Origin of the sequence: Escherichia albertii NBRC 107761 = DSM 17582 (assembly GCF_000759775.1) — a bacterium.
In the GTDB taxonomy this organism is placed as follows: domain Bacteria; phylum Pseudomonadota; class Gammaproteobacteria; order Enterobacterales; family Enterobacteriaceae; genus Escherichia; species Escherichia albertii.
Genome location: NZ_BBMY01000150.1, coordinates 1 through 10,818, shown reverse-complemented (window position 1 = coordinate 10,818; position 10,818 = coordinate 1). Strand labels below are relative to the sequence as shown.

At 48.8% G+C, this 10,818-nt stretch carries 13 protein-coding genes; 6 read left to right on the top strand and 7 right to left on the bottom strand.

The window, feature by feature from the left end; all coding sequences use genetic code 11:
• From EA14781_RS20035 to EA14781_RS20025, 4 genes are all read right to left on the bottom strand, one after another.
• The coding region (locus EA14781_RS20035) for an AMP-binding protein (RefSeq protein ID WP_042336118.1) at nt 1–264 on the bottom strand (264 nt) is incomplete at its 3' end.
• A 181-nt stretch (nt 265–445) separates the two neighbouring features.
• A complete protein-coding gene (locus EA14781_RS25865) occupies nt 446–652 on the bottom strand; it encodes a helix-turn-helix domain-containing protein (RefSeq protein ID WP_304999730.1) in 207 nt (68 codons plus the stop codon).
• Nucleotides 653–1,438 (bottom strand): AraC-like ligand-binding domain-containing protein, encoded by a 786-nt coding sequence (locus EA14781_RS20030; protein ID WP_241955841.1) that lies wholly within the window; start codon nt 1,436–1,438, stop codon nt 653–655.
• Between the two features lie 114 nt (nt 1,439–1,552).
• Nucleotides 1,553–1,840: a DUF2623 family protein gene (locus tag EA14781_RS20025; RefSeq protein WP_001059117.1), complete on the bottom strand. Its 288-nt coding sequence runs from the start codon at nt 1,838–1,840 to the stop codon at nt 1,553–1,555.
• A gap of 430 nt (nt 1,841–2,270) precedes the next feature.
• Between EA14781_RS20025 and gpr the strand changes: the two genes are divergently transcribed.
• Nucleotides 2,271–3,311, top strand: coding sequence for an L-glyceraldehyde 3-phosphate reductase (gene gpr, locus EA14781_RS20020; protein WP_000262188.1), 1,041 nt, complete (start codon nt 2,271–2,273; stop codon nt 3,309–3,311).
• A 267-nt stretch (nt 3,312–3,578) separates the two neighbouring features.
• On the opposite strand, the gene exbD is transcribed toward gpr, so the two are convergent.
• A complete protein-coding gene (exbD, locus tag EA14781_RS20015; protein WP_001240708.1) occupies nt 3,579–4,004 on the bottom strand; it encodes a TonB system transport protein ExbD in 426 nt (141 codons plus the stop codon).
• Nucleotides 4,005–4,010: 6 nt separating this feature from the next.
• Nucleotides 4,011–4,745, bottom strand: coding sequence for a tol-pal system-associated acyl-CoA thioesterase (exbB, locus tag EA14781_RS20010; RefSeq protein ID WP_000527852.1), 735 nt, complete (start codon nt 4,743–4,745; stop codon nt 4,011–4,013).
• Nucleotides 4,746–4,996: 251 nt separating this feature from the next.
• On the opposite strand from exbB, the gene metC reads away from it, so the two are divergent.
• Together metC and yghB are read left to right on the top strand one after the other, a co-directional pair.
• Nucleotides 4,997–6,184: a cystathionine beta-lyase gene (gene metC / locus EA14781_RS20000; RefSeq protein ID WP_024164713.1), complete on the top strand. Its 1,188-nt coding sequence runs from the start codon at nt 4,997–4,999 to the stop codon at nt 6,182–6,184.
• A gap of 139 nt (nt 6,185–6,323) precedes the next feature.
• Nucleotides 6,324–6,983: a DedA family general envelope maintenance protein YghB gene (yghB, locus tag EA14781_RS19995; protein WP_000268446.1), complete on the top strand. Its 660-nt coding sequence runs from the start codon at nt 6,324–6,326 to the stop codon at nt 6,981–6,983.
• Nucleotides 6,984–7,021: 38 nt separating this feature from the next.
• Here the strand turns inward: yghB and yqhC are convergent, their stop codons facing one another.
• A complete protein-coding gene (gene yqhC, locus EA14781_RS19990; protein ID WP_024164714.1) occupies nt 7,022–7,921 on the bottom strand; it encodes a DNA-binding transcriptional regulator YqhC in 900 nt (299 codons plus the stop codon).
• A gap of 194 nt (nt 7,922–8,115) precedes the next feature.
• Between yqhC and yqhD the strand changes: the two genes are divergently transcribed.
• From yqhD to EA14781_RS19970, 3 genes are all read left to right on the top strand, one after another.
• Nucleotides 8,116–9,279: an alcohol dehydrogenase gene (gene yqhD, locus EA14781_RS19980; RefSeq protein WP_001058796.1), complete on the top strand. Its 1,164-nt coding sequence runs from the start codon at nt 8,116–8,118 to the stop codon at nt 9,277–9,279.
• A 104-nt stretch (nt 9,280–9,383) separates the two neighbouring features.
• The gene (gene dkgA, locus EA14781_RS19975; RefSeq protein ID WP_000013161.1) at nt 9,384–10,211 is read left to right on the top strand and encodes a 2,5-didehydrogluconate reductase DkgA; all 828 of its coding nucleotides are present in this window, start codon (nt 9,384–9,386) and stop codon (nt 10,209–10,211) included.
• Nucleotides 10,212–10,394: 183 nt separating this feature from the next.
• Nucleotides 10,395–10,818, top strand: a 424-nt coding sequence (locus EA14781_RS19970; protein ID WP_042336116.1) for an anion permease, incomplete at its 3' end; no start/stop codon positions are given.

The following is a 10,818-nucleotide window of genomic DNA, read 5'->3' as shown; positions in this document are numbered from 1 at the left end:
TACCCAGAGTGCAATAATGCCTGTTTTAGCTGCAGCAAGGAAACAAGTGACCCAATCGATACTGTTAGGTGCCCAAATTCCTAGCCTGTCTCCTTTCTTTAATCCTTTAGCCAGTAACCCCCTTGCAATTTTATCAACACGACTGTTCAGGTCACACCAGGAAACTTCCCGCCCTGACTGCGCATCAATAATTGCAGTCTCCAATGCCTGAGTTTCAACTCTGGCATCAAGACATAATCCGGTCGTTACTGATAAAAGACGCATAATGCCTCCTCCGATATTGTGACGATTGTGGAGGACAGGCCTACGATGAGACTTGGTAAATTACGAACTAATTTTCGTCATTCCCTGTTTACAGATAAAAAATGCTCTCTGTCGGCACAGAACACACGAACATCAGGAACTGTAGTATTAATGTTTTAATTGGTGATAAAAATGTTGTGAATTAGTGATTGGTGTTAAATAAATATAATCTGGCAAGGTGCGTTCTACGATATTCAGAAGGTGTAACCATATTTTCCGCTTTAAACTTACGACTCAAATTAGATATATCGCTAAAACCACAATCATAGGCTATTTGAGTAATATTCTTTTCTGCCAAAAGAGGATCAGTCAACGCACACTTATAATTCTCCATACGACGATTCTGGATCTATTTATTTACTGTCGTTCCCTGCTCCTGAAACAGCTTCTGTAAATACCGTGTTGAAATCCCACACTTTTGCGCGCAGTCGTGGATGCTCAAATCAGGATCGGAAAGGTGACGTTCGAGATAATCCTGCGCAATAAAAAAAATGGTTGTATGACCACAAGGTTGTACCGGAGATCCCTCACTCAACTCACTGAGTGCAGAAACGATCAGATTCAGCAGGATGTCAGACAGTTGGCTGGCGCGTTGCGGAGAAAGCAAATCCAGGAAGGGCACATATTTCATCACAAAGCTATAAACCAGAGAACCGCTCACACTGTTCCCACGTACCGCTTTTGCAGTCAAATTATGAGTATTACCCAGTTTGCTGGAGATTTTTTCACGTGGAATCAAAATCTTATATAACGAATAATCACTCTCAAATCGCCATGAAACGGCTCTGGACATATCACAGAAGCAGAAGTCGCCCTGGCGGAGAAAAGCGGTACGTCCATCCTGCGTGAGTTGTCCAGCACCAGAACGCTGCAACTCAATATAAAAATCGCCTCCCTGACCGCAGCTTAACGCTCTCGGCTTACTGCTCGCCTGATGAGCATTTGACTCTAACAAAAGAAACTGCAAATCCAGAACACGTTGTTGAACAAGATTGGCATAAAACGGCTGTTGTAACATTCGCCCCTGGCCGGGATCGCAGTCATAGGAAGAGAGGAAACGCGACCTGACAGTATCCCGAAAAAACGAGAACCGTTCATGAGAGGGGACATCTTGCGTCGTGATTAAGTTCTTCATCAATAACCCACTGGTATTGCCAAGAGCCATTGAGACACGTATATCCATATCGCAAGAAAAGAGCAAGATGATACTTGTTAAAATAGAAGCGAGCTCTCACTTGCCAATTTTTGCTCAGTTTTCCAATCGATAACCCGCCATGAAAAACCGCAATATCGTACTGGAGTGATTCTCACGGAAAAAATCCATCACCATTTCTTTATCCAGCCCATAACGACGCGTCAGAATGCCTGCTTTCCAGGCGCTAAGCTGGCGGTCGCCGGTTTTTTCATACATACGATGCGAGAAACCTAATACAAAACCACGCTTATAATCAGCGCAGAATTTCGCCACATTGACGGCACTGTCGGCATGTGTTGCTTCCAATCCCGCCATCAGACCTTTACCAAAATGGTTATTCATCATTCACCTCAATCGCTATATATAATTATATATAGCGATATTTTAGGCAAAGAATGGCACCATCGCACGCTATTTTTTCTGCGATTAAAAAAAGTTACCTTGTATGCAATATGTGAATTAAAAGAGATAGTTGGCAATATCTGATAAGTATTCTCTGCCTACGCAAGGTGAGTCACCAATTTGTCACCGCCAGGCGTCGGATCGTTATGGCGCCCGTTATCCCGCGAATACACACACATCTCCTGTCGTCGTCATTTTCCAGATTGCATATACTGCGGCAGCATTCACGACTCTCTCCCGACATAGCGCTTTGAGCAAAACATAAGCGACTGTTTTTTCGTCACTCTGTGAGCCAGGTGACGGGATCTCCTCTGGCGAATCGCTAAGCTAGAAATATTGTTTCGAAATTGAACGGTAGAAAGGAGATGTCATGGTCTGGTTAGCGAATCCCGAGCGTTATGGACAGATGCAGTATCGTTATTGCGGGAAAAGTGGTTTACGCCTGCCCGCGCTGTCATTGGGCTTATGGCACAATTTCGGCCACGTAAACACACTGGAAACACAGCGCGCGATACTGCGCAGAGCCTTTGATTCAGGTATCACCCACTTCGATTTAGCCAATAATTACGGACCGCCTCCAGGCAGTGCGGAAGAGAACTTTGGCCGTTTGCTACGAGAGGATTTTGCCGCTTATCGTGATGAGCTGATTATCTCCACCAAAGCAGGATACGATATGTGGCCCGGCCCATATGGCTCTGGAGGCTCGCGTAAATACCTGCTCGCCAGCCTCGATCAAAGTCTGAAACGCATGGGACTGGAATACGTTGATATTTTTTATTCTCACCGCGTTGATGAGAATACGCCAATGGAAGAAACCGCCTCAGCGCTGGCGCATGCAGTGCAAAGCGGTAAGGCGCTATATGTCGGGATCTCGTCTTACTCTCCAGAGCGCACCCAAAAAATGGTCGAGTTGCTACGCGAGTGGAAAATTCCTCTGTTAATTCATCAGCCTTCGTACAATCTACTGAACCGTTGGGTAGATAAAAGCGGCCTGCTGGATACTCTGGAAACTCATGGCGTGGGATGTATCGCCTTTACCCCTCTGGCCCAGGGATTGCTGACCGGAAAATATCTCAACGGTATTCCAGAAGATTCAAGGATGCATCGCGAAGGTCACAAAGTCCGCGGACTGACGCCGGGAATGCTTACCGAAGTCAATCTCAACAGTCTGCGGTTATTGAATGAAATGGCGCAACGGCGCGGTCAGTCGATGGCGCAAATGGCCTTAAGCTGGCTACTCAAAGATGAACGCGTCACATCAGTTCTGATTGGCGCCAGCCGCCCGGAACAGGTAGAGGAGAATGTGCAGGCGATAAATAATCTGACATTTAGCGCCGAAGAACTGGCGCAGATTGACCAACATATCGCCGATGGCGAACTGAATCTGTGGCAGGCATCATCGGACAAATAGCACAATGATGCGGGTACGAGAGTTGTGCCCGCCAACAAGCCGTAATGATAAATCGGGCATTTGGCGATGTTGCCGTATCTGTGTGCGGCAGCGAACATTCAGGCTGAAAAAATGCCCGGCTGTGAAAAACAACCGGGCATCATCGTACGTTTAACTCTTGCCAGATGCGACATTAGCGCCTTACCCAGCCGACAAATTCGTGAAAATTCAATATATCACGATATATCTTGTGGGCCTGATAAGTGTGGCGCATCAGGTAATTATGCTTTACTTCGCTTTGGCGGTTTCTTCGCCAACCAGACCTATCTTCAGGTAACCCGCCTGATGCAACGAATCCATTACCTTCATCAACGTCTCGTAATCGACGGTCTTGTCAGCACGAAAGAAGATAGTAGTATCTTTTTTGCCTTCCGTTAACGCATTCAGCGCCGTGATCATGGTTTCATCGGTGACCGGATCATTACCGATAAACATCGATTTATCTGCCTTCACCGACAGATAAACCGGCTTTTCCGGGCGCGGCTGCGGCGTACTGGTAGAAGCAGGCAAGTTCACCTTCACATCTACCGTCGCTAATGGCGCCGCCACCATAAAGATAATCAGCAGAACCAACATCACGTCGATAAACGGCGTCACGTTGATATCGTGCATTTCGCCATTATCGTCGAGGTTTTCGTTAAGATGCATTGCCATTGAGCATTACCCTGCACGTAATTTTTGTGCGACACGTACCGGATGCGCTGCGGCGCTGGCTTCCAGATCCAGGTCACGACTTTGCAGCAACAGAACCTGCGCTGCGACATCGCCCAGCATCGCTTTAAAGCCGCCAATCTGACGTGCGAATACGTTATAGATAACGACCGCCGGAATCGCAGCCACCAGACCGATTGCCGTTGCCAACAGAGCCTCTGCGATACCCGGCGCAACCACCGCCAGGTTGGTGGTCTGCGTTTGCGCAATACCGATAAAGCTGTTCATGATGCCCCAGACCGTACCAAACAAGCCCACAAACGGCGAAATCGCGCCGATGGTTGCAAGGTAGCCATTACCACGGCCCATTTGGCGACCTACTGCGGCGACCCGACGCTCAAGGCGGAAACTGGTACGCTCTTTAATACCTTCGTTATCATCGCTGCCTTCTGACAGTTCCAGCTCATTTTGCGCTTCATTGAGCAAATGCAGACTTAAGCTTTTGCTACCAAAATCAGCAGCGATATCGTTGGCCTGGTTTAAGGAGCGAGCTTCAGCCAGCATTTGCTGTTCGCGCTTAAGACGGCGCTTCTGGTTGAAGAACTCAACGCTCTTACTGAAGAAGATTGCCCAAGTGACGACGGAGGCCAAAATCAGCCCGATCATCACACACTTAACAACAATATCGGCGTGCTGATACATACCCCAGACGGAAAGATCCGTCTGCATTAAATTATTACCCACTGTGTATCTCCAGGACGCAAGTCACAAAATCTGCGCATAATAATATCAAAACGACGTCGAATTGATAGTCGTTCTCATTACTATTTGCATACTGCCGTAGCTTTGCTTTCTTTTCCTTGCGTTTACGCAGTAAAAAACCCACCCGCATGTCATTTGCGAAAATTTTCTTCTTTGTGCCAATTCTTCAGGATGCTCATGGCAACATTCATGCTAATTTAGACATCCAGACGTATAAAATCAGGCATCTCAACATGGCAGACAAACAACTTGATACTCAGCTGGTGAACGCAGGACGCAGCAAAAAATACACTCTTGGTGCGGTGAATAGCGTGATTCAGCGCGCTTCTTCACTGGTTTTCGACAGCGTGGAAGCGAAAAAGCACGCAACACATAATCGTGCTAATGGCGAATTGTTCTATGGAAGGCGTGGAACGTTAACCCACTTCTCACTGCAAGAGGCGATGTGCGAGCTGGAAGGCGGCGCAGGATGTGTGCTGTTTCCTTGCGGTGCCGCGGCTGTTGCTAATTCCATTCTTGCCTTTGTCGAACAGGGCGATCATGTGTTGATGACCAATACCGCCTACGAACCGAGTCAGGATTTCTGTAGCAAAATCCTCAGTAAATCAGGGGTGACGACATCATGGTTTGATCCGCTGGTTGGCGCGGATATTGTTAAGCATCTACAGCCAAATACCAAAGTGGTTTTTCTGGAATCACCAGGCTCCATCACCATGGAAGTCCACGACGTTCCGGCGATTGTTGCCGCCGTGCGCCGCATGCTGCCGGACGCCATCATTATGATCGATAACACCTGGGCTGCTGGCATACTGTTCAAAGCTCTGGATTTTGGCATTGATGTTTCCATACAGGCGGGAACAAAGTATTTGGTCGGTCACTCAGACGCGATGATCGGCACAGCGGTTTGCAATGCCCGCTGCTGGGAGCAACTGCGAGAAAATGCCTATCTGATGGGGCAGATGGTCGACGCCGATACCGCCTATATGACCAGCCGCGGCTTGCGAACGTTAGGCGTGCGTCTACGTCAACATCATGAAAGTAGCCTGAAAGTCGCCGAATGGCTGGCGGCGCATCCTCAGGTCGAACGGGTTAACCATCCAGCTCTGCCTGGAAGTAAAGGGCATGAATTCTGGAAACGAGACTTTACAGGCAGCAGCGGGCTATTCTCATTCGTGCTCAATAAAAAACTGAGTAACGAAGAGTTAGCGAACTATCTGGATAACTTCAGTTTATTCAGCATGGCTTACTCATGGGGCGGTTATGAATCGTTAATCCTCGCAAACCAGCCGGAGCATCTCGCCGCCATCCGTCCGCAAGGTAAGCTCGATTTTAGCGGTACGTTGATTCGCCTGCATATTGGTCTGGAAAACGTCGATGATTTGATTGCCGATCTGGACGCGGGCTTCGCGCGAATTGTGTAACATTGCAAGCTTTGGACAATTTTGCAGACATTTTATTGTGAAAAGTCTTAAATTGTTGCGTCCGGGATCAAGGCGTCCTGGACGATTCAGGAGTACAATAGGCAGATAAAGGCTAAAACGCTGTTCCACAGGAAAGTCCATGGCTGTTATTCAAGATATTATCACTGCGCTCTGGCAACACGACTTCACTGCACTGGCTGATCCCCATATTGTTAGCGTTGTTTACTTTGTCATGTTTGCCACGTTGTTTTTAGAAAACGGTTTGTTGCCGGCTTCATTTTTGCCAGGCGACAGCTTGTTGATACTGGCAGGTGCATTGATTGCCCAGGGGGTTATGGATTTTCTTCCAACCATCACGATCCTGACTGCTGCAGCCAGTCTGGGCTGCTGGTTAAGCTATATTCAGGGGCGCTGGTTAGGCAATACCAAAACGGTGAAAGGCTGGCTGGCGCAGCTTCCGGCTAAATATCACCAGCGCGCCACTTGTATGTTTGACCGCCACGGTTTGCTGGCGCTGCTGGCGGGGCGTTTTCTCGCATTCGTACGCACACTGCTGCCAACGATGGCGGGCATCTCCGGGCTGCCAAATCGTCGATTCCAGTTTTTTAACTGGTTGAGCGGTTTGCTGTGGGTATGTGTCGTCACCAGTTTTGGCTATGCCTTAAGCATGATTCCGTTTGTTAAACGCCATGAAGATCAGGTAATGACATTCCTGATGATTCTGCCGATTGCCCTGTTAACCGCAGGTCTGCTAGGCACACTGTTTGTAGTGATTAAAAAGAAATACTGCAACGTCTGACGTTTTACTCCGTTCCCAGCCCACGGGCCGGGAACGCATCAATTCCCCTGCATCATCCGCATTCTTGCCGCATCTTCCCCTGGCGTCACGCCAAAGTAACGTTTGAACTCACGACTGAACTGCGATGCGCTCTCATACCCCACGCGCATCGCCGCCGCGCTGGCCTTCATGCCATCGTGGATAATCATCATCCGCGCCTTATGCAGACGGTAATTTTTCAGATACTGCAACGGCGAGGTACTGGTGACAGACTTAAAATTATGGTGGAACGCCGAAACGCTCATGTTGGCTTCTGCTGCCAGTTGCTCAACGCTTAAATTTTCGGTGTATTTATTCTCAATCCGTTTCAGCACACGACTTATCAGGCTGAAATGCGTCTGGCGACTTACCAGCGCCAGTAACGAACCGCCGCAAGGTCCGGTCAGCACGTAGTACAGAATTTCGCGGATAATCTGTTTACCGAGAATGCGCGCATCCAGTGGTCGCTCCATCACATCCAGTAACCGCTCTGCCGCGCATAAAATCTCTTCTGACAACGTGGCGGAGTTTATGCCGCTGGCTGCCGTTGATGGCTGAAAACGTTCATCTTCGCCAATGTCCATCAACAATTCCTGTAACTGCAACATATCGACATTAAGACGCAAGCCTGCCAACGGCACCTCCGGCGTGGCATAGGTTTCGCACTCAAACGGTAATGGTACCGTCAGCAACAGATATTCATTGGCGTCATAACGAAACACGCGCTCATTGATATAACCAACTTTATGCCCGGAAAAGAGGATTATGATGCCAGGATCGTACATCACTGGCGTACGTGCGCCAGGCGTCTCACCATACAACAAGCGCACATTGGGCAACAGTTCTGATAAATTATTTTCTTTATTTTTCAGACTATTAATTTTATCCGCCAACAGACGGCAAATTTCTTCACGTTTCATATCGCGTAATTTCTTAGGAATAATACGGCAATTTGATTGTGCGCAATTTTGTACCATTTCTCCAGCACTCTGGAGAAATAGGCAAGACATTGGCAGAAATGAGCATTGAGAGCCCCGGCGCTGGAGACCACAATAAAAAACATCAGGCAGACTGACCTCTGCACTCATATTGACCCAGTAAAGGGAGCCAAAAAATGAACAACTTTAATCTGCACACCCCAACCCGCATTCTGTTTGGTAAAGGCGCTATCGCTGGCTTACGCGAACAAATTCCTCACGATGCTCGTGTATTGATTACCTACGGCGGCGGCAGCGTGAAAAAAACAGGCGTCCTCGCTCAAGTGCTGGATGCGCTGAAAGGAATGGACGTACTGGAGTTTGGGGGTATCGAACCCAACCCGGCTTATGAAACGCTGATGAACGCCGTAAAATTGGTTCGCGAGAAAAAAGTCACTTTCCTGCTGGCCGTTGGCGGCGGTTCTGTACTGGACGGCACCAAATTTATCGCTGCTGCTGCCAACTACCCGGAAAACATCGATCCGTGGCACATCCTGCAAACGGGCGGTAAAGAGATTAAAAGCGCCATTCCAATGGGCTGCGTACTGACGCTGCCTGCGACGGGTTCAGAATCTAACGCAGGCGCAGTTATCTCCCGTAAAACCACTGGCGACAAGCAGGCGTTCCATTCTGCCCACGTTCAACCAGTATTTGCCGTGCTCGACCCGGTTTATACCTACACCCTGCCGCCGCGTCAGGTGGCTAACGGCGTAGTGGACGCCTTTGTACACACGGTGGAACAGTATGTAACTAAACCGGTTGATGCAAAAATTCAGGACCGCTTCGCAGAAGGCATTTTGCTGACGCTGATTGAAGACGGCCCGAAAGCCCTGAAAGAGCCAGAAAACTACGATGTACGCGCTAACGTCATGTGGGCGGCGACTCAGGCACTGAACGGTTTGATTGGCGCAGGCGTACCGCAGGACTGGGCAACACATATGCTGGGGCATGAACTGACGGCGATGCACGGTCTGGATCACGCGCAAACGCTGGCTATCGTCCTGCCTGCGCTGTGGAACGAAAAACGCGACGCCAAACGCGCTAAACTGTTGCAATATGCAGAACGCGTCTGGAACATCACCGAAGGTTCTGACAACGAGCGTATTGATGCCGCAATTGCCGCCACCCGCAACTTCTTCGAGCAATTAGGCGTACCGACCCACCTCTCCGACTATGGTCTGGACGATAGCTCCATTCCGGCATTGCTGAAGAAACTGGAAGAGCACGGCATGACCCAACTGGGTGAAAATCATGACATTACGCTGGATGTCAGCCGCCGCATTTACGAAGCCGCCCGCTAAGCTTTTTACGCCTCAAACTTTCGTTTTTGGGCATTTCGTCCAGACTTAAGTTCACAACACCTCACCGGAGCTTGCTCCGGTGAGTTCATATAAAGGAGGAACGTATGGCTAATCCAACCGTTATTAAGCTACAGGATGGCAATGTCATGCCCCAGCTGGGACTGGGCGTCTGGCAAGCAAGTAATGAGGAAGTTATCACCGCCATTCAAAAAGCGTTAGAAGTGGGTTACCGCTCAATTGATACCGCGGCGGCCTATAAGAACGAAGAAGGCGTCGGCAAAGCCCTGAAAAATACCGCACTAAACAGAGAAGAGCTGTTCATCACCACCAAACTGTGGAACGACGACCACAAACGCCCCCGCGAAGCCCTGCTCGACAGCCTGAAAAAGTTACAACTTGATTATATCGATCTCTACTTAATGCACTGGCCTGTTCCGGCTATCGATCACTATGTGGAAGCCTGGAAAGGCATGATCGAGCTGCAAAAAGAGGGATTAATCAAAAGCATCGGCGTCTGTAACTTCCAGATCCACCACCTGCAACGCCTGATTGATGAAACGGGTATAGCGCCTGTTATCAACCAAATCGAACTTCACCCGCTGATGCAGCAACGTCAATTGCATGCCTGGAACGCTACGCACAAGATTCAGACTGAATCATGGAGTCCATTGGCCCAGGGCGGAAAAGGCGTTTTTGACCAGAAAGTCATTCGTGAACTGGCGGATAAATACGGCAAAACCCCGGCGCAAATTGTCATCCGCTGGCATCTGGATAACGGTCTGGTGGTGATCCCGAAATCGGTCACGCCTTCACGTATTGCCGAAAACTTTGATGTCTGGGATTTCCGTCTGGACAAAGACGAACTTGGCGAAATAGCCAAACTCGATCAAGGCAAACGCCTCGGTCCAGATCCAGACCAGTTCGGCGGTTAACACCTCTCCAGGCCCGGTATTCCTGCCGGGCTTTATTTTCGAAATATTAAGAAACAATTAGTCCCTGAGCGTCAGTGTATTTTTTCCGTATATACGTGCAGCATTACCGCCAAATAATCACGTAATTACTCATAATTATTATATTTAATACATTTATATTCATATAAATTATAGGTGTTAACTATGGCGGAAGAAAAGTCTCAGGGCGTCAAATGGCTCCCATTAATTATTATTGTTCTTATTTCTGGAGGTTTGTGGCAAATTTCCCCACCTTCTGGTCTTGGCGGGCCGGCCTGGCATTCAGCGATTATTTTTGTCGCGACCATTGCATCAATTGTGGCAAAGGTTCTTCCCATCGGCGCTGTAGGTATTATCGGTATCACCATCTTTGCTCTTGCCTACGCAGCAGGAGATACAACACCCAGTCAGGCTATCGCAACAGCTCTGAGCGAGTTAAACAGTTCGCTTATCTGGCTGATTGTCGTAGCATTTATGATCGCCAGAGGATTTATTAAAACCGGATTGGGGCGTCGTATTGCGCTGCAAATGATCCGTCTGTTAGGTAAACGGACTCTGGGGCTGGCGTATGGCCTTGCCTTTGCCGGTG

What these genes read in the sequence shown, in the direction of transcription:
- EA14781_RS20030 (WP_241955841.1), bottom strand. Translation starts at nt 1,438, where the DNA reads ATGAAGAACTTAATCACGACGCAAGATGTCCCCTCTCATGAACGGTTC.
- EA14781_RS20025 (WP_001059117.1), bottom strand. Translation starts at nt 1,840, where the DNA reads ATGAATAACCATTTTGGTAAAGGTCTGATGGCGGGATTGGAAGCAACA.
- gpr (WP_000262188.1), top strand. Translation starts at nt 2,271, where the DNA reads ATGGTCTGGTTAGCGAATCCCGAGCGTTATGGACAGATGCAGTATCGT.
- exbD (WP_001240708.1), bottom strand. Translation starts at nt 4,004, where the DNA reads ATGGCAATGCATCTTAACGAAAACCTCGACGATAATGGCGAAATGCAC.
- metC (WP_024164713.1), top strand. Translation starts at nt 4,997, where the DNA reads ATGGCAGACAAACAACTTGATACTCAGCTGGTGAACGCAGGACGCAGC.
- yghB (WP_000268446.1), top strand. Translation starts at nt 6,324, where the DNA reads ATGGCTGTTATTCAAGATATTATCACTGCGCTCTGGCAACACGACTTC.
- yqhC (WP_024164714.1), bottom strand. Translation starts at nt 7,921, where the DNA reads ATGAAACGTGAAGAAATTTGCCGTCTGTTGGCGGATAAAATTAATAGT.
- yqhD (WP_001058796.1), top strand. Translation starts at nt 8,116, where the DNA reads ATGAACAACTTTAATCTGCACACCCCAACCCGCATTCTGTTTGGTAAA.
- dkgA (WP_000013161.1), top strand. Translation starts at nt 9,384, where the DNA reads ATGGCTAATCCAACCGTTATTAAGCTACAGGATGGCAATGTCATGCCC.